Annotated in this window: 17 protein-coding genes and 1 tRNA gene; 4 read left to right on the top strand and 14 right to left on the bottom strand. The window is 64.4% G+C overall.

The features are described 5' to 3' along the window. Positions 1-440: 440 nt before the first annotated feature. Positions 441-2,555 (top strand): putative bifunctional diguanylate cyclase/phosphodiesterase, encoded by a 2,115-nt coding sequence (locus tag PNO31109_RS17800; RefSeq protein WP_150556801.1) that lies wholly within the window; start codon positions 441-443, stop codon positions 2,553-2,555. A gap of 14 nt (positions 2,556-2,569) precedes the next feature. On the opposite strand, the gene PNO31109_RS17795 is transcribed toward PNO31109_RS17800, so the two are convergent. The 3 genes from PNO31109_RS17795 to PNO31109_RS17785 form a co-directional block, all read right to left on the bottom strand. Further along, positions 2,570-3,064, bottom strand: coding sequence for a hypothetical protein (locus tag PNO31109_RS17795; protein WP_150556800.1), 495 nt, complete (start codon positions 3,062-3,064; stop codon positions 2,570-2,572). 167 nt (positions 3,065-3,231) lie between these two features. Next, positions 3,232-3,819, bottom strand: coding sequence for a TetR/AcrR family transcriptional regulator (locus PNO31109_RS17790; RefSeq protein WP_150556799.1), 588 nt, complete (start codon positions 3,817-3,819; stop codon positions 3,232-3,234). A 302-nt stretch (positions 3,820-4,121) separates the two neighbouring features. Next, a tRNA-Pro gene (locus tag PNO31109_RS17785) sits at positions 4,122-4,198 on the bottom strand. A gap of 222 nt (positions 4,199-4,420) precedes the next feature. On the opposite strand from PNO31109_RS17785, the gene PNO31109_RS17780 reads away from it, so the two are divergent. Together PNO31109_RS17780 and PNO31109_RS17775 are read left to right on the top strand one after the other, a co-directional pair. After that, positions 4,421-4,897 (top strand): SixA phosphatase family protein, encoded by a 477-nt coding sequence (locus PNO31109_RS17780; protein WP_150556874.1) that lies wholly within the window; start codon positions 4,421-4,423, stop codon positions 4,895-4,897. 179 nt (positions 4,898-5,076) lie between these two features. Next, on the top strand, positions 5,077-5,904 hold the full coding sequence (locus PNO31109_RS17775; RefSeq protein WP_150556798.1) for a GNAT family N-acetyltransferase: 828 nt from the start codon (positions 5,077-5,079) through the stop codon (positions 5,902-5,904). Positions 5,905-6,067: 163 nt separating this feature from the next. On the opposite strand, the gene ppx is transcribed toward PNO31109_RS17775, so the two are convergent. Next, the gene (gene ppx, locus PNO31109_RS17770) at positions 6,068-7,639 is read right to left on the bottom strand and encodes an exopolyphosphatase (RefSeq protein ID WP_150556797.1); all 1,572 of its coding nucleotides are present in this window, start codon (positions 7,637-7,639) and stop codon (positions 6,068-6,070) included. 194 nt (positions 7,640-7,833) lie between these two features. On the opposite strand from ppx, the gene ppk1 reads away from it, so the two are divergent. Further along, complete coding sequence (gene ppk1, locus PNO31109_RS17765) at positions 7,834-9,906, top strand: polyphosphate kinase 1 (RefSeq protein ID WP_150556796.1); 2,073 nt, start codon at positions 7,834-7,836, stop codon at positions 9,904-9,906. Between the two features lie 102 nt (positions 9,907-10,008). Here ppk1 and phoR read toward each other — a convergent pair whose 3' ends face one another. The 10 genes from phoR to ftsH all read right to left on the bottom strand — a co-directional run bounded on the left by phoR (position 10,009) and on the right by ftsH (position 22,204). After that, a complete protein-coding gene (gene phoR / locus PNO31109_RS17760; RefSeq protein ID WP_150556795.1) occupies positions 10,009-11,349 on the bottom strand; it encodes a phosphate regulon sensor histidine kinase PhoR in 1,341 nt (446 codons plus the stop codon). Between the two features lie 110 nt (positions 11,350-11,459). Continuing rightward, entirely contained in the window at positions 11,460-12,161 is a 702-nt protein-coding gene (gene phoB / locus PNO31109_RS17755; protein ID WP_010805263.1) for a phosphate regulon transcriptional regulator PhoB, read from the bottom strand. A 35-nt stretch (positions 12,162-12,196) separates the two neighbouring features. Then, a complete protein-coding gene (gene phoU, locus PNO31109_RS17750) occupies positions 12,197-12,904 on the bottom strand; it encodes a phosphate signaling complex protein PhoU (RefSeq protein WP_150556794.1) in 708 nt (235 codons plus the stop codon). 22 nt (positions 12,905-12,926) lie between these two features. Next, positions 12,927-13,709 carry a phosphate ABC transporter ATP-binding protein PstB gene (pstB, locus tag PNO31109_RS17745; RefSeq protein ID WP_023595192.1) on the bottom strand — a complete coding sequence of 261 codons (783 nt, stop codon included), beginning with the start codon at positions 13,707-13,709 and terminating at the stop codon, positions 12,927-12,929. Between the two features lie 46 nt (positions 13,710-13,755). Then, positions 13,756-14,652: a phosphate ABC transporter permease PstA gene (gene pstA / locus PNO31109_RS17740; RefSeq protein ID WP_150556793.1), complete on the bottom strand. Its 897-nt coding sequence runs from the start codon at positions 14,650-14,652 to the stop codon at positions 13,756-13,758. Next, positions 14,652-15,632, bottom strand: a complete 981-nt coding sequence (pstC, locus tag PNO31109_RS17735; RefSeq protein ID WP_150556792.1) for a phosphate ABC transporter permease PstC — start codon at positions 15,630-15,632, stop codon at positions 14,652-14,654. Before pstC ends, pstA begins: the two co-directional genes overlap by 1 nt. Positions 15,633-15,767: 135 nt before the next feature. After that, positions 15,768-16,802 (bottom strand): phosphate ABC transporter substrate-binding protein PstS, encoded by a 1,035-nt coding sequence (pstS, locus tag PNO31109_RS17730; protein WP_150556791.1) that lies wholly within the window; start codon positions 16,800-16,802, stop codon positions 15,768-15,770. A 564-nt stretch (positions 16,803-17,366) separates the two neighbouring features. Beyond that, positions 17,367-18,710, bottom strand: coding sequence for a phosphoglucosamine mutase (gene glmM / locus PNO31109_RS17725; protein WP_150556790.1), 1,344 nt, complete (start codon positions 18,708-18,710; stop codon positions 17,367-17,369). 199 nt (positions 18,711-18,909) lie between these two features. Continuing rightward, a complete protein-coding gene (folP, locus tag PNO31109_RS17720; protein ID WP_241013987.1) occupies positions 18,910-19,689 on the bottom strand; it encodes a dihydropteroate synthase in 780 nt (259 codons plus the stop codon). 640 nt (positions 19,690-20,329) lie between these two features. Beyond that, positions 20,330-22,204 carry an ATP-dependent zinc metalloprotease FtsH gene (ftsH, locus tag PNO31109_RS17715; RefSeq protein WP_150556788.1) on the bottom strand — a complete coding sequence of 625 codons (1,875 nt, stop codon included), beginning with the start codon at positions 22,202-22,204 and terminating at the stop codon, positions 20,330-20,332. Positions 22,205-22,246 lie beyond the last annotated feature (42 nt).

Genomic DNA, 22,246 nt, shown 5'->3' with positions numbered 1-22,246 from the left:
GGCTGCGCCCGGCGCGTCTGGCCGGCATCGCCTCGTGGAATTCGTCGAGATGCCTGCGGGTTCAGGGGCCCTGCGGCATCGGCGCCAAGCCGATGAAAACGGCACGCACCCTCCCCACCGCAGCAATGGATCGTCCGGGAGCGACGCGGTGAGCGCCAGGCCGACGATTCCCCCGAGCATTCCGACGCACCGCTCCCAGTACGTCCATCCGAACGTGCTCAGTCGCTGCTCGCGCGTGCGGATGTACCACGCTCAGGCGCCACGAGAGCGGGCCCTCGCGTTGCAATTCCAAAGCATCCTGTTAGGATTCGCAAAAGCGCGGTGATCGAAAACGAACTATCAGTAGCCAATTCGCACCGCGAGGACGCCAGGGACGGCAGCAACGCCGCACGGCATCAGCGACGCCCGCCCTGGCGCAAGAAGCTCATTAGAGATTTTTCATGTACGTCAGTACCTATGATCCGCTGTTGGTCGCCCTGTCAATTCTTGTAGCGACGCTTGCTTCCTACACAGCGCTGGACATGACGGGACGAATTGTCAGCGCTCGCGGATCGGTTGCCCGGTGGTGGCTCGCCGGTGGCGCATTCGCCATGGGCGTCGGCATCTGGTCGATGCACTTCATCGGGATGCTGGCGTTCGACCTGCCCATCCCGCTCGGCTACGACCCCGCCATCACGCTGCTGTCACTGCTCATCGCCGTGGTCTTCTCGGCCTTCGCGCTCTGGCTCGTGTGCCTGGACACGCTGCCCTGGCACCGCCTTGCGTTCGGCGCGATTCTGATGGGCATTGGCGTTGCCAGCATGCATTACACGGGCATGGCGGCAATGCGCATGGAGCCCGGCATTCATTACACGCCGTGGATCTTCTGCCTGTCGGTGCTGATTGCGATCGCCGCTTCGGGCGCCGCGCTCTGGATCGCCTTCAGCTTGCGCCGCCATTCGCCCAGGACCCGCCAGCTTCGCGCGGGTGCTGCCGTCGTCATGGGCCTGGCGATCGTGGGCATGCATTACACCGGCATGGCCGCCGCCGAGTTCCCGTTCGGGATCGTGTGCCGCGCCGCGGGCAGCACGGGCGCCACCGGATGGCTCGCCGTCGTGGTGGTGGTCGGCACGCTCGCCGTGCTGGCCATTGCGCTGACGGTGTCGGTGCTCGACTTCCGGCTCGAATCGCAGACGTCGAAACTCGCGAAGTCGCTGGCCGAAGCCAATCAGGAACTCACCTATCTGGCCCTCCACGATCCGCTCACGAAGCTTCCCAACCGCGAACTGCTGCAAGACCGGATGGATCAGGCGATCCAGCGCGCGGAGAACGCGAACGGCCGCTTCGCGCTGATGTTCGTCGATCTCGACGGCTTCAAGGCCGTCAACGACGTGTTCGGCCACGCCATTGGCGATCTTCTGCTGCAAGAGATATCGCGGCGTATTTCCAAATGCGTGAGAAGCCGGGACACCATCGCGCGCGTCGGCGGCGACGAGTTCGTGCTGCTCGGCGACGTGAGCGAGCCGACGGATGCCGCCACGCTGGCAGACAAGCTCCTCGCCGAAATCCGGAAGCCGGTCTCGGTGCATGGGCACGACCTGTTCGTGTCGGGCAGCGTGGGGATCGCGATGTACCCAGATAACGGCGTGTCCGAAGCAGCGTTGCTCTCGAATGCCGACGCGGCCATGTATCACGCCAAATCGCTCGGCAAGAATACGTATTGCTTCTTCGATGCGTCGATGAACGCCAACGTACACGAGCAGTTGCAGTTCGTCATGGACCTGCGCTCGGCCCTGGCCCGCGGCGAACTGGTGCTGCACTTCCAGCCGAAATTCGTCGCCCCTGACGGCCCGGTGACCGGCGCCGAGGCGCTGGTGCGCTGGATTCACCCGTCGCGCGGCCTCATCTCGCCCGACCAGTTCATCCCCATCGCGGAAAAGGGTGGCCTGATCATCCCCCTGGGGGAATGGGTGCTCAACGAAGCCTGCCGTCAGATGAAGGAATGGCGCGAGCGCGGGCTCACGAAATGGGATGTGTCGGTCAACGTCTCCTCACTGCAGTTCGCGCATGCGCGATTCACCGAGACGGTGCGCACGACGCTCGAGCGGCACGGACTGGACCCGAGCTGCCTGACCATCGAGGTCACGGAGTCGACCGCCATGCGCGACGTCGAGACGAGCCTTCGGATCCTGCGCGAACTCAGCGAGATGGGCGTGAAGATCTCGATCGACGATTTCGGCACGGGCTACTCGAGCCTGATGTATCTGAAACGCCTTCCGGCGACGGAGCTCAAGATCGACCGGGAGTTCGTCAGCGAGCTGGCACACGATTCGGAAGACGCCGCTATCGTGTCGGCCATCGTCGCACTCGGCCAGTCACTGAATTTGCGTATTGTCGCGGAGGGCGTGGAAACCGCGGAGCAGCAGGCCTTCCTCACGGACCTGGGCTGCGACTCGCTGCAGGGCTTTCTCCTGGGCCGCCCCGTGCCCGCGAACGAGTTCGTCGAGTACGTGGCGGCAAAGGACACCCGGTTTGCAGGCACGGGCGGACAAGCCCTCGTGCCGGGGGCGGCTTGAGTTCGGCGCGAACGCTATGCGCGAGCACGGCGTGCGCGCAGCCAAAGGAGCTGGATCGTGGCGCCCAGGGCGAAGATACCCAGCCACGCCAGCAGCGCACCGCGCACCAGCGGCGATTCCGGTCCGGCCGCCAGAGGGCGATCTGCCGGAAGCCGTGTCAGCGTCTCGTTGATCCCCGGCACCAGCAACAGGAAAAAGCTGAACGTGAATGAGAACTGGGCGAGGTACATCCGTGCGCGTCCCAGCAAGCGCATGCGCGGGGCCAGCCACCCGCCCGACGTTGCAAGCAACGCCAATATGCCCCGCGCGTGCCCTGCATTGAAGCGGCCCGTGCTCGACAAGCCGAACGACGAAAAGACCGACAAGACCATGCCCGCCAGATAAACCTTCGCGCACGACGTACCGATGTCGATCGTCCGATGCCGGACAAAGCTGTAGACGCCGGCCGCGAACGTCACCAGACTGGCAACCGTATGAGCCGCGCCCAGCGCGGAAATGGGGTGAGGCATGAGACGACTCCTTTTCAAGGCACAGCCCTGCGCCGGCATGGCACGAACGCATCGAAACATGTCCGGCCGGCAGTGCCACACTGTCAACCACCTACCAACCAACTAGTTGGTTGGTGGCATGGGGAAAAAAGAGGAGCGCTATTGCGCTCCACCGCGCAAATCGGCGATCAATTCGACTTGCGAAAGCGTTCTATGGCCATTCGTGAGACTGCCTGAAACGATTCGGCATTGCCCGACGCCCGCGCCGTGAGCATGGCGCCATATACCGTCGACATGAAGGTCTGGGCCTGCGTGCGGGCGTCGCCGTACAGCGTCAATCGCATTCGCGCCGCGCCTTCGGCCAGAACCGTCGCGATCCACGTGCCGAGGTCGTCGAAATAGCGGCGCACCTCGGAAGCGATCTCGGGCGGGATCAACGGCAATTCCGCGGCAAGCACTGCGCAAATGCAGATCGGCAACGTTGCGTCGCGAATGCACTCGGCCCAGTAATCGGTGTACGCGCTCAGCCGCGCCAACGGGTCTTCGACGCGCGTGTCGAGCGCCGCCAGTCCTTCCAGCGTCTGGGCGCGGTGCATCCTGACGACGGTCAGCACCAGATCCGCCTTGCCCGGAAAGTGGTGATGAATGCTGGCCTTGCCGATATGCACTCGCTCGGACAGATCCGCGTAGCTGAACCCGTGATATCCGCCGGCGGCGAGCAACTGCCTCGTGTGCTGCACGATTTCAAGCGCTCTCGGGGACAACTCGATACTCATGGGTCCTCTCACTCGATGAGTCCTCTGGCAATGCCCTCGCGAGTGCAACGGTTTCAACGCGTTCACAGGGCCAAGGCATACTGGCAACCAATCTACTAGTTGGTCGGTTTGATGTCAATCGTTCCGGGTTCAGAAGGATTTGGCGTTGTCACGTTCCCGCGTCTGCAACGTTGCTCATGGCGGGTTCGCATTGGGCGCGAGGGGACGGCGCGAAGGCGTCATCATGCCGCTGCGCACCCTCGTGCCAAAAACTCGCACCAAAAACAAAAGGGGTTAGCCGAAGCTAACCCCTTCAATCCTGCTGGTCGGAGCGATAGGATTCGAACCTACGACCCTCTGATCCCAAATCAGATGCGCTACCAGGCTGCGCTACGCTCCGACAAAGAGGGGAGATTCTAGAGGGTTATGTGCAATGCGTCAAATGGACGCGCTTCGCACCGACGCACCGACGCACCGACGCACTACGGTGCCGCCAGGCTCGCGCTGGCACAATGGTCCCCTGTCCGGCGCCGCCGCTGTCTGCCGGGCGCTCGCCGACAGTCACGACGTCGCCATGAAGTCCCGCCATAGTGAGAGGTTCACCATGTTCGAACCCGTGTCGATGAACCTGATTCTCTGGCGTCACGCCGACGCCGAAAACCTGCCCGCCTCCCTCGCGCTCAGCGCCCAGGCCGATCTGGCGCGCGAACTCACCGATCGCGGTCGCAAGCAAGCTGAAAAGGCCGCCCAATGGCTGCGCCCCCGCCTGCCCGACGACGCCATCATCCTCTGCAGCCCGGCAGTGCGCGCCGTCCAGACCGCTCAGGCGCTCACACCGGGCGCGCGCATCGTGCGCGACCTCGCCCCCGGCGCCAGCGCGCTGACGCTGCTCGGCGCCATCGACTGGCCCGGCACCGCGCAAACCATCGTGCTCGTCGGTCACCAGCCCGCCCTCGGCCAGCTCGCGAGTCTGCTCATCACGGGTCAGGAGGCCTACTGGACCATCAAGAAGGCCGGCATCTGGTGGCTTGCCTCACGCCGACGCGAAGACGAGAGCCAGGTCGTCGTGCGCGCCGTCGTCAACCCCGATCTGTTGTAATTTCGTCGCTCCCGCGGTCGGCGAAACGGCGCCCGAATCGGACGCTGAAAGGCGTGAACCTTGGGACCTGGCTCATGACATTGCGAGTTTTGTCATAGAATTGTCGCCTACCGTTCACGGAATCGACATTGATGCTTTTTAAAGTACGTCGCAACGCGACCGTCACAAAAAGGGCCTTTATGCGCGACCTGCCGAACCCCACCATGCCGCTTTCTTCGTTGACCCCTACGTCGCGGAGGCGTCTTCCTCGCCCTGAAACGCCTGTCAAACCGAATCTGGCTGTGGCGTGGGCACACGACGAAAGCGAGCTTCGCGAAGCGCAACGCCTGAGGTATCAGGTCTTCGCCGAAGAAATGGGCGCATCGGTCAAGGGTCCGGCAGGCCTTGACGTCGACGAGTACGACCAATATTGCGACCACCTGCTCGTGCGCGATCAGGACTCGCTCAAGGTCGTCGGCACTTATCGCGTACTGCCCCCGGCTCAGGCCAAACGCCTCGGCCGTTTGTACTCCGAAGGGGAATTCGACCTCTCGCGCCTCGACCATCTGCGCCCCAAGATGCTCGAAACCGGCCGCTCATGCGTACACCCGGACTATCGCAACGGCGCTGTCATCATGGCGCTCTGGAGCGGCCTGGCCGAGTACATGCTGCGCCACGGGCTCGAGACGATGCTCGGCTGCGCCAGCGTGCCGATGGCCGACGGCGGGCACTACGCCGCGAGCCTCTATCGCAAGCTCCAGGGCACCGCGATGGCCCCTGCCGAGTACCACGCCGTGCCCCGCATCGCCCTGCCCGTCGACGAGCTGCAATCGACGCTCGACGTCGAGCCGCCCGCACTGGTCAAAGGCTATCTGCGCCTGGGCGCGCGCATCTGCGGCGCACCGGCTTGGGATCCCGACTTCAATACCGCAGACTTCCTCACGCTGTTCCGTCTGGCCGACATGAACCCGCGCTACGCGCGCCACTTCCTCGGACCGGAACTCGTCAACAAACTCAAGCAGGCCTGACCGGCACCGCTCTGCGTCCACACACCCGAGTACATGCCGTCGGATGGCGGCGGCACGAAAAAGCCCGGCAATGCCGGGCTTTTGCTTTCCTCATGCGAACCTGCGGATTGATCTTCGGCTCCGCGTCGATGGACGTCCGGCGGCTCGGCCGACGCAAGCAGGCTCATGCGTATACCACCTTGTATCGCATGCCGATCTTCTCCCACTCCTGCGCCTCTCGCTGCAGGCTGTAATCCGTGAGCGGATTGGCGTCGATCCACGTTCGCGGCACCGACACCTGAAAGCCGTCGGCCAGACGCTCGACTTCGATGCGCTCGGGCAGCGCGTCGGTACGGCGCCGACAGAACAACACGGCCAGGCGCAGGCAGAACAGAAGTTGCCAATCCACCTGCTGCGACTGCGACGCGAGCTTGCCCAGCTTGCCGACATGCCCGAGCAGCAGTTCCGCCAGCCGCGCCTGGTCCGGCCGGGAGAAGCCCGGCATGTCGGCATTGCTGCCGATATACGCCGAGTGCTTGTGATATGCGCTGTGGGAAATGGACAACCCCATCTCGTGCAGCGCCGAGGCCCAGCCGAGCAGCGCCTCGCCCTCCTCACGGCCATCGCTCTCGGCGCCTTCGCCCCGCCCGCCGGCGTCAGCGTCAGCGTCGATATCGACCGGCAATTGACGGTACAAAGCCACCGCCAGACGGCCCACGCGATCGGCCTGGGCGCGGTCCACGCCATAGCGGCGCACGAACTGCTCCACCGTCACCGCACGCATGTCCTGATGCTGGGTGCGCCCCAGCAGGTCGTACATCACGCCCAGGCGCAGCGCGGCATCCGTCGTCTCCATATGCTCGACTTCGAGCTCGTTGAAGACCGACAGCATGATCGACAGCCCGCCGGGCAACACCGGAATGCGATCCTGCTTGAGTCCGGCCAGCTTGAGACGGTTGGCGTTCTCCGCCTTGATGAGCGCCCGCTTCAGGCGCTCCAGCCCGCCGCGCGTCAAGCCGTGTACGCCACCGTCGTTGAAACCGTTGGCTTCGAGCAGTTCGGCCAGCGCGCGCGCCGTGCCCGACGAGCCGATCGCCTGCGACCATCCCGCCTCGCGATAGGTGGCCGAGATGATCTGGATCTCACGCCGCGCGGCCAGCTCGGCCTGTTTCATGGCGTAGTCGTCGACATTGCCGCTCGGGAAGAACTGCCGGCTGTGACTCACACAGCCGATATACAGGCTCTCCATGATGAGCGGCTCGTAATCCTGGCCGATGATGAATTCCGTGGAGCCGCCGCCGATATCGACGACCAGGCGATTGCCCGGGCAAGTCGGCACCGAATGCGCCGCGCCGGCGTAGATGAGGCGCGCCTCTTCGCGGCCGGCGATCACTTCGATCGGGAAACCGAGCGCACGCTGCGCCTCGCCGAGAAAGTCCTGCGCGTTCTTGGCTACGCGCAGCGTGTTCGTCGCTACCGCGCGCACCTGATCGGGATGAAAACCGCGCAGGCGTTCGCCGAAACGCTTGAGCACCTCCCAGCCGCGCTGCTGCGACGGATGGTCGAGATACTTCTGCGCGTTCAGGCCCGCGGCAAGTCGCACCGGCTCGCGCAAGGCGTCGACCTGATAGATCTGCGTCCCGGCGGACGTTTCCTCCACCCGGCCGATGATCAGGCGAAAACTGTTCGAACCGAGATCGACGGCCGCGAGCAAAGGCGCTGGGCAAGGCGCTGGTGAAGGCGATGGGGTACTCATGTGAGGATGCGCCTGGGCGAGGAGTGCCGGTATGCACGATGCATCACATTAAACGCATGACGTGCACTCGACAAATAAATGACGAATACGTTACAAATCCAATATGACACGTCGTTGACAAATGTGAATGTCATATAACTGTAACAATACGGATGAAGAATTCACGACAATCCAATGTCTTTCGCACGTTTCCTATGAATTACCCGCTGCTCAATCGCGAGCTGGGCATTCTGGCGTTCAATGAACGCGTACTCGCCCAGGCAGCCGATCCGGCCACGCCACTGCTCGAGCGCCTGCGCTTCGTGTGTATCGTGAGTAGCAATCTGGATGAATTCTTCGAAATCCGCGTTGCCGGGCTGAAAGAGCAAATGCGGGAAAATCCCGGCATGCTCACGCCCGACGGTATGACGTTTCAGCAAGTTTACACGCAAGTCTGCGCGCGGGCACAGGCGCTGGTCGAAAAGCAATACGCCATGTTCGACAGCCTTTTGCCGAAGCTCGAAGCCGAAGGCATCGCGTTTCATCCGTCCGGGCAATGGAACGACGCGCAGGTCGAATGGGCCCGCGACTACTTCTTTCGCGAGCTCGTGCCGGTGCTCACGCCGATCGGCCTGGACCCTGCCCACCCGTTTCCGCGCGTACTCAACAAGAGCCTGAATTTCGCCGTCGAACTCGAGGGCAAGGACGCCTTCGGGCGCGACGCCGAGCTCGCCATCGTGCAGGCGCCGCGCGCCCTGCCCCGGCTCGTGCCAATGCCCGCCGCCCTCGCCCCGCTGCCCAACAGTTTCGTGCTGCTCAGCTCGTTCATGCTGCGCTTTGCCAGCGAACTGTTCCCCGGGCTCACCGCCAAGGGCTGCCATCAGTTCCGCGTGACCCGCAACAGCGACCTGTTCGTCGACGAAGACGAAATCACCAACCTGCGCACGGCCCTGCAAGGCGAACTGCCGGCGCGCCACCTCGGCGACGCCGTGCGTCTCGAAGTGGACGCCGGCGCGCCGGCGCGGCTCGTGCGGCGTCTGCAAACCGAGTGCGGCCTGACCGACTCCGACTGCTACCGTGTCAAGGGCCCGGTCAATCTCGTGCGCCTCATGCCGCTGCCCGAGATGGTCGATCGTCCGGATTTGAAGTTCGTGCCGTTCGTGCCGGCGCTGCCGCCGCGCATGAGCGCGTCGCCCGCGATGTTCGATCTCATCGATCAGGGCGACCTGCTGCTGCACCACCCCTACGACAGCTTCCAGCCTGTGCTCGAACTGCTGCTGCAGGCCGCGCGCGACCCGGATGTGGTCGCCATCAAGCAGACGATCTATCGCACCGGCAACGAGTCCGCGCTGATGGACGCCCTGATGGAAGCGGCGCGCAACGGCAAGGAAGTCACGGTGGTGGTGGAGCTGCTCGCGCGCTTCGACGAAGAAACGAACATCAACTGGGCCGCACGGCTCGAGGCGGTCGGCGCGCATGTGGTCTATGGCGTGGTCGGCCACAAGTGCCACGCGAAGATGCTGCTCGTCGTGCGCCGCACGCGCCAGGGCAAGAAGACCTTCCTCAAGCGCTACGCGCACCTGGGCACCGGCAACTACCATCCGCGCACCGCGCGCCTGTACACCGACTTCGGCCTGATGACGGCCGACGAGCAACTGTGCGCGGACGTCCACGTCGTTTTCCAGCAGCTCACCGGCATCGGCCGGCAAACGCAGCTGCACGCGTTATGGCAATCGCCGTTCACGATGCACACGCATCTGCTCGAAGCGATTCGCCGCGAGACCGAAGCGGCCGCCGCCGGCAAGAAGGCCCGCATCATTGCGAAAATGAACGCGCTGCTCGAGCCGACCATCATCGCCGAACTCTACAAGGCGTCGCGCGCCGGCGTGAAGATCGACCTGATCGTGCGCGGCGTGTGCGCGTTGCGCGCCGGCGTGAAGGGCCTGTCGGAGAACATCACCGTGCGCTCTATCGTCGGACGGTTCCTCGAGCACCACCGCATCTATTATTTCTACGCGCACGGCCAGGAGCAGGTGCTGCTCTCGAGCGCGGACTGGATGGAACGTAATTTCTTCCGGCGCGTGGAAGTGGCGTTCCCGGTGCGCGACAAGCGCCTGAAAGCGCGCGTGATTCGCGAAGGGCTGATGGTGCACCTGCGCGATAACACGGCGTCGTGGATGATGCGCCCGGACGGCAGCTATTTGCGCCGCCGCCCCGGCAAGAAGCCGTTCAACAGCCAGATGGCGCTGATGAAGGAAATCGCGCAACACCTACAGTCCGGCAACTGAATACCGGTCGTTGGCCGCTATTGGGGCCGCTGTTTGGGCCGCTGTTTGGGCCGCTGTTGGGGCCGCTGTTGGGGCCACCACGGGCGGCTGGCGGCGCCGAGCCTACCCGTTCGCCGCCACGCCGTGCGCGGCGTCGACCGGGGCGCGATGCACCACGCGTGTGGGCGGAAAGCGAATCGCAAACGTGCTGCCGCGCCCCTCCTCGCTCGTGATCTGCAAATCCGCCTGGTGCCGCGTGAGCACGTGCTTGACGATGGCGAGCCCCAGGCCCGTGCCGCCCGTATCGCGCGACCGGCTGCGGTCGATCCGGTAAAAACGTTCGGTCAGACGGGGGATGTGTTCCGCCGGAATGCCGAGCCCCGAATCGATCACGGCAAAGCGAGCGCCGCCATCGTCCGTCGCCCCCCATTCGATGCGGATCTTGCCGCCCTGCGGCGTGTATCGCACCGCGTTGCTCACGAGATTGCTGAACGCGCTGTGCAGTTCGCCCTCGGCACCGCGCAGGTCCAGGCCCTCGGCGCCGGCCACTTCAATGACGTGCTGGCCCTGCGAGAGCCCTTCGGCGTCGCTGCGCAACGAGCGCATCTGCATGCCCATGTCGATGCGATCGTCGCCCGGCGGCTTGCCACTGCCTTCGAGCTTGGCGAGCGTGAGCAGATCGTTCACGATGTTCTGCATGCGAGACGCCTGCTGTCGCATGATCTCGACGTACCGCTGGATCTCCTCCGGCGAGAGCGGCAGCTCGCCCACGGTCTCCAGGAAGCCGGACAGCACCGTAAGCGGCGTCTTGAGCTCATGGGACACGTTGGCGACGAAGTCGCGGCGCATGGCGTCGGTGCGCTCCAGGTCGGTCACGTCGAGCGAGATGATCAGCTTTCGGTTGTCGCCGTAGGGAAACACCTGCACCGAGAGCACGTTGTTGCGCTTGACCCCCATGTGGTGCATGAGCAGTGCTTCGTCGTATCGCTCGGAAGACAGGTAGTGCACGAACGCCGGTGTGCGCAGCAGATGAGTGATCTGTTGACGCAGATCGCGCCGCGCGTCGATGCCGAAATGCGCCTCGGCGATCGCGTTGCACCAGTCGATCTGATTTTGCTCGTCGAGCATGATCACGCCGTTGGGCGATGCCTGAATCGCCTGGATGAAACGCGCGTGCTGTTGTTCCACCTGCTTGACCTGGTTATGCCAGCGCTTGGCCAGCTTGTGCAGCCGATAGTAGATTTCGCCCCACAGACCGATCGCGCTCGGCACTTCGCCGTACACCGGCGCGTCGAGCAGGCGCCACAGACGTTGGGCGTGATGGACGTTGAAACCGAGCTGCGTCACCAGAAGGACGATCGCAGTGACGTAACCGGCGCGCGCGCCAAAGATCCAGCCCACGGCCACCGAGATGGCCGCCTGCAGGATCAGAAACGCCAGCGCACGGGCCCAGATGATGTTCATAAACGATGCACAGGAGGGTGGCCGCTCGCTGCCCCGGCGGGGGCGAGCGGCATGGGCGCGGCGGAGGGCGATCGCTGTCGATCGCTACCGAGCCGGCGCGCGGCGCCGCTTCAGACCGACTTCGTCAGGCGATAGCCGCTGCCGCGCACGGTCTCGATCATAGCATCGTGGCCCGCCGGCTTGAGGGCGGCGCGAAGGCGCTTGATGTGCACGTCCACCGTGCGCTCCTCGACGAACACATGATCGCCCCAGACCTGGTCGAGCAACTGTGAACGGCTGTGCACGCGCTCGGGGTGCGTCATGAAGAAGTGCAGCAGACGGAACTCGGTCGGGCCCAGGTCCAGCTTGATGTCGCCGCTCGACTGATGGCTCGTCACGCGATGCGTGGCCGGGTCCAGTTTCAGGCCGTTCACGCTCACCACGTCCTCGGTGAGTTGCGGCGCGCGCCGGCGCAACACCGCCTTGATGCGCGCCATCAGTTCCTTGGGCGAGAACGGCTTGGTCACGTAGTCGTCCGCGCCGATCTCCAGGCCCATCACCTTGTCCTGCTCCTCGCTGCGTGCGGTGAGCATGATGATCGGCACATGCTTGGTGCGCTCGTTTGCGCGCAGCTCGCGCGCGAACGTCACGCCCGACTTGCCGGGCAACATCCAGTCGAGCAGTACCAGATCCGGCAGGACGTCGCTGATCAGCGTGAGCGCCTGCTCCGCGTTGTACGCCCGGATCGGATAGTGACCGGCGTGTTGCAGATTGACGGAGATCAGCTCGGAAATGGCCGGCTCGTCTTCCACGATCAGAATGCTGCTGGGCATCGGTTCCCTCTCAAACCTTCAGTAATGTCTGGCGCTCATTCGCCTTGCACTTTGCGCTGGAGATCCTCGCGCGAAATATGCCGGACGTCGGTGCCTTTGACAATGTAAATGATGAATTCGGCGATGTTCTTGGCGTGGTCGCCGATACGCTCGATCGCCTTGGCAATGAACAGGAAGTCCAGGCCTGCCGAGATGGTGCGCGGGTCCTCCATCATGTACGTGACCAATTTTCGCACGAAGCCGCGGAATTCATTGTCGATGGCCTTGTCGTCGCGCACGATGTCGGCGGCGGCGACCGCGTCCAGGCGCGCAAAGGCGTCCAGGGTGCGGCGCAGCAATTGCGCGGCCATCTCCCCGGAGAGCTTGATCTCGGCGAAATTCACGTTCTGCGCGGCGCCGTCTTCGAGCAGATGGCGCGTGCGCTTGGCGACCTTCTCGGCCTCGTCGCCGGCGCGCTCGAGGTTGGTGATCGTCTTCGAGATCGAGAGCAGCAGGCGCAGGTCGCGCGCGGTCGGCTGACGGCGGGCGATGATCTTGCTGCATTCCTCGTCGATCTCGACCTCCATCGTGTTCAGGCGGTGCTCGTTGGCGATCACTTCGTCGACCAGCGCACGGTCGAACGTGTTGAGCGCCTGCATGGCCGTCACGATCTGCGATTCGACCACGCCGCCCATTTCGAGGACGCGCGAGCAAACCTGGTTCAGGTCGCTATCGAACTGGCTGGAAAGGTGTTTGTCGTTCATATCGCGGATTTCCTCGTGGGCATCAACCGAAACGGCCGGTGATGTAGTCTTCGGTCTCTTTGCGGTCCGGCTTGATGAAGATCTTCTCGGTCTCGCCGAATTCGATCAGCTCACCCAGATACATGTACGCGGTGAAGTCCGAGCAGCGTGCGGCCTGCTGCATGTTGTGCGTGACGATCACGACGGTGTAGTCGTCCTTGAGCTCCGCGATCAGCTCTTCGATGCGGCCCGTGGAAATCGGATCGAGCGCCGAGCACGGCTCGTCGAGCAGCAGCACTTCCGGGCGGATGGCGATGCCGCGCGCGATGCACAGGCGCTGCTGCTGACCGCCCGACAGGCCGTAGCCCGACTGCTGCAGCTTGTCCTTCACTTCGCTCCACAGCGCCGCCTTGGTCAGCGCCCATTCCACGCGGTCGTCCATTTCCGAGCGCGAGAGCTTTTCGAACAGACGCACGCCGAACGCGATGTTGTCGTAGATCGACATCGGGAACGGCGTCGGCTTCTGGAACACCATGCCGACCTTGGCGCGCAGCAGCGCGATGTCCTGCTTGCTGGTAAGCAGGTTCTCGCCGTCCATGTTGATCTCGCCCTCGGCGCGCTGCTCGGGGTACAGGGCGTACATCTTGTTGAACGTGCGCAGCAGCGTGGACTTGCCGCAGCCCGACGGGCCGATGAAGGCCGTGACCTTGCGGTCGGGAATGCGCAGGTTGATGTTCTTGAGCGCGTGGTACTTGTCGTAGAAGAAGTTCAGGTTCTTGACTTCGATCTTCGAGGGCAGCTTGATTTCTTGCGTCGGATTCGTCATGTTCGGTCTCTACCGTCAGGTATTCGTCGTGAGGTCGCGCGGCGCTTTACTTCTTCGCGAACAGCGAGCGCGCCAGAATGTTCAGGAACAGCACCCCGAGGGTGATGATGAACACGCCCGCCCAGGCCAGCGCCTGCCACTCCGCGAACGGGCTCATGGCGAACTTGAAGATGGTGACCGGCAGGTTGGCCATCGGCTGATTCAGGTTCAGCGACCAGAACTGGTTCGACAGTGCGGTAAAGAGCAGCGGCGCCGTCTCGCCGGCGATACGCGCCACGGCCAGTAGCACGCCCGTCACGATCCCGGCAATCGACGCCTTGAGCGTGATCTTCACGATGATCCGCCACTTCGGCGTGCCGAGCGCGAAGGCGGCCTCGCGCAGGTTGTTCGGCACGAGCTTGAGCATGTTCTCGGTGGTGCGGATCACGATCGGCACTTGCAGCAGCGCCAGCGCCACGATGCCGGCCCAGGCCGAGAAGTGGCCCATCTGCGCGACCACCAGGGCATAGACGAACAGGCCGATCACGATCGACGGCGCCGAGAGCAGGATGTCGTTGATGAAGCGCGTAATGCTCGCGAGCCACGACTTCTGGCCGTACTCGGCCAGGTACACGCCGGCCAGAATGCCCAGCGGCGTGCCGATGACCGTGGCCACGCCGACCATTACCAGGCTGCCTACGATGGCGTTGGCGAGACCACCGCCCGCGGTGTTCGGCGGTGGCGTCATCTCGGTAAACAGCGACAGCGACAGGCCGCCCACGCCCAGCGAGAGCGTGGTGTAGAGAATCCACAGCAGCCAGATCAGGCCGAACGCCATGGCCGCGAGCGAGAGCGCGATCGCGACGATGTTCTTGCGGCGGCGGTAGGCCTGCAGCCGCACGCGGGTAAAGGCGTCGGTAGGCTTCACGACGGGCGTTTCCAGTTCGAGCGCTTGTTGGGTCATTATTTACCTTCGCTTTTCTCGAGGCGCAGCAGCATGAGCTTGGACAGCGCCAGCACCACAAAGGTGATGAAGAACAGGATCAGGCCGAGCTCCATCAGCGCAGACGTATGCAGGCCCGGTGCGGCTTCGGCGAACTCGTTGGCGAGCGCCGAGGTGATGCTGTTGCCCGGCGAGTAGAGCGAGACGTTGTCGAGCAGGTTGGTGTTGCCGATCACGAACGTCACGGCCATCGTCTCGCCCAGCGCGCGGCCCAGGCCGAGCATGATGCCGCCGATGACCCCCGTCTTCGTGAAGGGCAGCACCACGCGCCACATCACTTCCCAGGTCGTGCAGCCAATGCCGTAGGCCGACTCCTTGAGCAGCACGGGCGTGACCTCGAACACGTCGCGCATGACCGAGGCGATGTACGGAATGATCATGATCGCGAGGATCACGCCGGCCGGCAGAATGCCGATGCCCAGCGGCGGGCCCTGGAACAGCGCGCCGATCACGGGCACGTTGCCGAGCAGCGTCTGCAGCGGCTTCTGGAAGTACTGGCTGAAGATCGGCGCGAAGACCAGCAGGCCCCACATGCCGTACACGATGCTCGGGATGGCGGCGAGCAGCTCGATGGCGGTGCCGAGCGGACGGCGCAGCCACACGGGCGAGAGTTCAGTCAGGAAAAGCGCGATGCCGAAGCTCACCGGCACGGCGATGATGAGCGCAATCACCGACGTGATGATGGTGCCGTAGATGGGCACGAGCGCGCCGAATTGTTCCGCGGGAGGATCCCAGTCCTTCGTCCACAGGAAGGCGAAGCCGAACTTCTCGATCGACGGCAGCGCGCTGATGATCAGGGACACGATGATGCCGCCGAGCAGCAGCAGCGTCACGAGCGCCGCGCCGCGGGTGAGCAATGCGAAGAGAAAGTCGCCTACGGAAGACGGAGCGCGCTGCGTGGAGGCGCCCGGTGTTGCGAGGGGGCTGGTGGCTTCTGCCATGATGTCGTCTCAGCGTGAGCGCGCCGCCAGCCGTTGCCAGATCGGGACCCGGGTTTCGGAACAGGCGGCGCGGAGAATGCCGGTGTTGCGGCGCCGGGCAACGGAGCGGTCCATTGCCCGGTGTCTGCCAGGCGCTTAGATGCCGGCCTTGGCGGCCGAATCGGCGACCTTCGCCTTCCAGCCCGCGCGGATCTGCTTCAGAACGTCTTCCGGCAGCGGAATGTAGTCCAGTTCCTTGGCGGTGTTCACGCCGTTCTTGAACGACCAGTCGAAGAACTTGAGCACGTCGGCGCTTTGCGCTTCCTTGCCGGCATCCGCCTTCTGATGCACCAGCACGAACGTGGCGGCCACGATCGGCCACGAATCGGCGCCCTTCTCGTTGGTCAGGATCTGGTAGAACGACTTCGACCAGTCGGCCTTGCCGGCGGCCGCGGCGAACGTCTTGGCATCGGGCTCGACGGTCTTGCCCTCGGCGTTGGTGAGGGCCGTGTACGTCAGCTTGTTCTGCTTGGCGTAGGCCGACTCGACGTAGCCGATGGCGCCCGGCAGGCGTTGCACGAAGGCCGCGACGCCGTCGTTACCCTTGCCGCCCGTGCCCGTCGGCCAGTTGACCGTGGTGCCTTCGCCGACCTTGCTCTTCCACTCGGCGTTGACCTTCGAGAGGTAGTTCGTGAACACGAAGCTCGTGCCCGAACCGTCGGCGCGGCGGACCACGGCGATATCGGTGTCCGGCAGCTTGAGCTTCGGGTTGAGCTTGGCGATGGCCGGGTCGTTCCACTTCTTGATCTTGCCCAGGTAGATGTCGCCCAGCACTTCGCCCGACAGGACGAGCTCGCCGGCCTTCACGCCCGGCACGTTGATGACCGGCACGATGCCGCCAACGACCGTCGGGAACTGGAACAGGCCCTGCTTGGCCAGTTCTTCATCGGTCAGCGGGGCGTCCGAGCCGGCGAAATCGACCGTCTTGGCCTGAATTTGCTTGATGCCGCCCGAGGAACCGATGCCCTGATAGTTGACCTTGTTCGAGGTCGCCTTCTGATAGGCGTCGGCCCACTTCGTGTAGATGGGAGCGGCAAACGTGCTACCGGCACCGGTAATCTCGCCCGCAATCGCGCCAGCGGCGAACAGAACGCCAGCCAGGCCGGCAATCGCAGTCTTCATCAGCTTCATGGATCTCTCCGAGTTGGTGTGGTACAGCGTGTGGATGGCTCGAAGAATAGAGTTCGAATGTGACAGTAATGTGTCATTCGTGAAAGCTCACCATGCCAATGTCACGAAACCGCCCCGAAAACGTCACAGTGCATGCACGTCGGCACGGGCGCCCGGATTCGACGAAACCCTTTATTGGCGCGGCGCCCGTGGGAGTTTGGAGGGCGTGGGAGAGCGCGATTCGCCATCTTCGGCGTGAATGTCAGGCCGATGACAATGACGCGGCCGTGTCGGAATTTCGCCGACGGCGGCCGTTCGGCTGTCATAAACGGACGCAGCGGGCAGAGGCAGGAGGTGGAAGGCAGGAGGCGGAAGACAGGAGGCGCCTCCCATGCCGGGAAGGATGAGGAGGCGGGAAGTCGCGCAACCGGGCAACGGTTGGCGGTGGCGGCCGTCCGGGCGGCGGCCGCCGGAAGGAAGGCCGCCGGGAGGAAGGGCCGCCGGGAGGATGACCGCTGGAAGGAAGGCGTCTAGAAAACGGGGGGTTGAATGCGCGGCCGGCCCCGCGGACCAGGCCCTGCTGCGTCAGGCGGCCGTTTTGACGATGCTGGCCAGTTGCTGGGCGAACGACGTAGTCTGTGCCTCGTCGCGCGCCTCGACCATCACGCGCAGCACCGGCTCGGTGCCCGAGGCGCGGATCAGCACGCGGCCCGTGTCGCCGAGCTTCGCCTCGATCGCCTCGCGCTGCGCCGCCAGGCGCGCGTCGGCCTGCCAGTCATAGCCGGCCGGCGTTCGCACGTTGATCATGTGCTGCGGAAACAGTCGCACGCCGTCGAGCAGTTGGGTGAGCGGCTTGTTGTCCGCACGACGGATGGCGGCGAGCACCTGCAGCGCGGAGATGATGCCGTCGCCGGTGGTGTGCTTGTCCAGGCAGAGAATGTGCCCGGAGCCTTCGGCGCCGAGCTGCCAGCCATGCTTGTGCAGTTGCTCGAGCACGTAGCGGTCGCCCACCTTGGCTCGCACGAAGGGCACGCCAAGGCTCCTGAGCGCCACTTCGACGGCCATGTTGGTCATGAGCGTGCCCACGGCGCCCGGCACGCCGCCGTTGTCCAGCCGGTCCTTGACCAGCAGATACAGCAATTCGTCGCCGTTGTAGAGGCGCCCCGCGCTGTCGACGATCTGCAGACGGTCGGCATCGCCGTCCAGTGCCACGCCCAGGTCCGCGTGATTGGCCCGCACTGCGCGCATGAGCGCGTCGGGCGACGTTGCGCCGCAGTCCTCGTTGATGTTGAAACCATTCGGCTGATTGCCGATGGCGATGACTTCCGCGCCCAGTTCGTGGAAGACGTGCGGGGCGATGTGGTACGCCGCGCCGTTCGCGCAGTCGACGACGATTTTCATGCCGCGCAGATCGAACTCGTTCGGAAACGTGCTCTTGCAGAACTCGATGTAGCGCCCGGCGGCGTCGTCGAGACGGCGCGCCTTGCCGAGCTGCTCCGAGCGCACGCAGACCATTGGGTTGTCGAGCTCGGCCTCGATGGCCAGTTCCGTCGCATCCGGCAGCTTGTTGCCGTCGGCGGAGAAGAACTTGATGCCGTTGTCCTGATACGGGTTGTGCGAGGCGCTGATCACCACGCCGGCCGCCAGGCGCAGCGCGCGGGTCAGATAGGCCACAGCCGGCGTGGGCATGGGGCCGGCCATCATGGTGTCGACGCCCGCGGCGGCAAAGCCCGCTTCGAGCGCGGCTTCGAGCATGTAACCCGAGACTCGCGTGTCCTTGCCGATCAATACCGTCGGGCGGCCCAGCGTCTGGTTGCAAGCCAGTACGCGGCCAGCCGCGTATCCCAGGCGCAGCACGAATTCCGGCGTGATCGGGCCCTGGCCGACCGTACCGCGAATTCCATCGGTACCAAAATAGCGTCGTTTCATCGTTGTTTCGTTCCCAGTTGAAGCGTCGCGAGAGACGACAATCCCTTGGCGCGCGTCCTTCTTTTTCGTCGTGTCTTGCGCCGTCAGAGGTGAAGGCCCTTGGGCGGCGCGCCGCCATTTTCGCCGCGCAGCGTCCCCGTTCGGTCCCCGCCTGACGGACTTGCTCCGTTTCGCCGTGCCGCTGGGCTCACCCGCCAGCTCACCCGGCGTTGCGCACGGCCTGCCATACCTTGAGCGCGTCGACGGTTTCGGCGACGTCATGCACGCGAACGATGGCCGCGCCCTGTTGCGCGGCGCATATCGCTGCGGCCACGCTCGCCGCGCGACGCTGCGTCGGCGTCTCGCGTCCCGTGATCTCGCCTAGCATGCGCTTGCGCGACATCCCCACGAGCAGCGGCAAACCGTCGCGCGAGAGCACCCGAAGGTGTTTGAGCAAGGCGAGATTATGCGCGAGATTCTTCCCGAAGCCGAACCCGGGATCGAGATAAAGACGCTGCGGTGCGACACCGGCCGCGAGCATTGCGTCGACGCGTCCGTCGAGAAACGCCGCAACTTCGGTCACGACGTCGGTATAGATCGGTGCGTCCTGCATCGTCTTGGGGTCGTGCAGCATGTGCATGATGCACAGCGCGGCTTCGCTGTCGCGGACCGCGTCGATGGCGCCCGGCTGCTGAAAGCCCCAAATGTCGTTGATCATGTCGGCGCCCGCGGCGAGCACCGCCCGCATCACGCCGGGCTTGTACGTGTCGACCGAGAGCGGCACGCCGCAATCGCGCAGCGCTTCGACGATCGGCACCACGCGCTCCAGCTCGGCGTCCTCAGGCAGCGCTTCGGCGCCCGGACGGGTCGATTCGCCGCCAATGTCGAGAATGTCCGCACCGTCGGCGATGAGCTGCTCCGCATGGCGCAGGGCGGCGTCGCGGGCGACGAAGCGCCCGCCATCGGAAAACGAGTCGGGGGTCACGTTCAGGATGCCCATGACGTGGACGCGGCGGGCGTCCAGCGCGAAGCGCGGGCCGAGCCGCAACGTGTCGGGCCTGGCAGGGCTAGCGGGGGCGTCCGACGGCTCACCGCCGGATGGCGCCCCATCGTCGGCGACCGGGGCCGCCGGAGATAGCGATGCGGTGGTGGGCAATGGCTCTGTGGACATTCGGAAGCTCGTGGTTCGGTAAGTCGGAGTGCGGCCGGAGTGCGGCCGGGACACCAGCAGCACCAGTGGCGCGGCCCACACGCCCGATCCATACGCGGCCTGGTCTCCGGCGTGGCTCGGTGTATGGCCCGGTGTATCGCCCGGTGTATCGCCCGGTGTATGGCCGTAATGTTACCGGAATCGCGCCTCGCATCGACGGCAGAAACACTCGGTAACACCGTGTTTCCTTGATTTCCGGCGCACGCTACGGTTTGCGCCGCGGGGTGCCGCGGGTCGCCGCCCGCCCTCCCCCGTCACTTCCCTCACCCATCCTTCCCCCCCCCTCTGATGCTCTCCCACGCTCTATCCATCACCCGGTCATCGCCCCCGCCCGTTACCCATTGCCCGTTACCCATTACCTGCCGTTCATCTCGTCCGCCAACATGCAAAAAGGCCGGCAAATGCCGGCCTTTCTGGAGATGGCGACCGCTTAGACGGTTGCCGGGGTGCTGCTGGGCTTGAGCGGCGGATTGCCGCCCGAAGCGCCGCCGCTCGTGGGACCGCTCTTGGGCGGACGCGGCGGACGGCCTTCCATGATGTCGTTGATCTGATCGCCGTCGATCGTCTCCCACTCCATCAGGGCCTGGGTCATCGACTCGACCTTTTCGCGGTTGTCTTCCAGCAGTTTCTTGGCCAGCGCGTACTGTTCGTCCAGGATACGGCGAACTTCCGCATCGACCTTCTGCTGCGTGGCCTCCGAGACCGATTTGGCCGACATGCGGCCAAACACCGAGTCTTGCTCCGTGTCGACGTAGACCATCGGACCCAAGGCGTCCGACATGCCGTAGCGGGTCACCATGTCGCGGGCGAGCTTGGTAGCGCGCTCGAAGTCGTTCGACGCACCGGTCGACATCTTGTTGATGAACACCTCTTCGGCCGCACGACCGCCAAACAGAATGGCGATCTGCGTGAGCATCGTGTCGCGATACTCGGAGTACTTGTCGTGTTCCGGCAACTGCATCGTCAGACCAAGCGCCCAGCCGCGCGGGATGATCGTGACCTTGTGCACCGGATCGGCTTCCGGCAGCAGCATGGCGACCACGGCATGGCCCGACTCGTGGTAGGCGGTGGCACGACGCTCCTCGTCGCGCATCACGGCCGACTTGCGCTCCGGCCCCATGAAAATCTTGTCCTTTGCGTCTTCGAAGTCCAGCATTTCGACGATGCGCTTGTTACGGCGCGCCGCGAACAGCGCAGCTTCGTTCACCAGGTTGGCCAGATCGGCGCCCGACATGCCAGGCGTGCCGCGGGCGATGACCGACGCGTCCACGTCGTTGGCGATCGGCACCTTGCGCAGGTGGACCTTCAGGATCTGCTCGCGGCCGCGGATGTCCGGCAGACCGACGTAGACCTGACGGTCGAAGCGGCCCGGACGCAGCAGCGCCTTGTCGAGCACGTCCGAGCGGTTGGTCGCGGCAATCACGATCACGCCCGAGTTGGCTTCGAAGCCGTCCATCTCCACGAGCATCTGGTTCAGCGTCTGTTCACGCTCGTCGTTGCCGCCGCCCATGCCGGCGCCGCGATGGCGGCCCACCGCGTCGATTTCGTCGATGAACACGATACACGGCGACTGCTTCTTCGCGTTCTCGAACATGTCGCGCACACGGGCAGCGCCCACGCCGACGAACATTTCCACGAAGTCCGAACCCGAGATGCTGAAGAACGGCACCTTGGCTTCGCCCGCAATGGCGCGCGCGAGCAGCGTCTTACCGGTTCCCGGCGGGCCGACGAGCAGCACACCGCGCGGAATGCGGCCGCCGAGTTTCTGGAACTTCTGGGGGTCTTTCAGAAAGTCGACCAGTTCGCCGACTTCGTACTTGGCTTCGTCGCAGCCGGCGACGTCGGCGAAGGTGACCGGATTGGCATTCTCGTCGATGAGGCGCGCGCGGGACTTGCCGAAGGAAAAGGCGCCGCCCTTACCCCCGCCCTGCATCTGTCGCATCATGTAGAACCAGAATCCGATGATGAGCAGCGTCGGCCCGAGGTAGTAGAGCGCGGACATGAGCACGTTCGGTTCGTCGTCGGCCTTGCCCGACACCTGAACGCCGTACTTCATGAGGTCGCCGACCATCCAGATGTCACCCGGCGACACAATGGTGTACTTCTGACCGTCGCTGGGCGTGACCTGAAGGTTGCGCCCTTGCACCACCACGTTCTTGATCTTGCCGTTCTTGGCATCGTCCATGAACTGGGAGTACGTCACGCCCTCCTGGACGTGCGGCTTGTCGAACTGTTTAAAAACAGTAAACAAGACTAGCGCGATGACTAACCACACCGCCGCTTTGGAAAACATATTATTGTTCAAAGCGTTGCTCCTTCATGAAATCGCTTCGCGCCAGGAATTCAT

The sequence above is a fragment of the Pandoraea nosoerga genome, assembly GCF_902459585.1.
In the GTDB taxonomy this organism is placed as follows: Bacteria; Pseudomonadota; Gammaproteobacteria; order Burkholderiales; family Burkholderiaceae; genus Pandoraea; species Pandoraea nosoerga.
Note: the sequence above shows the minus strand (reverse complement) of the source record. Positions and strands in the feature narration are given on the sequence as shown.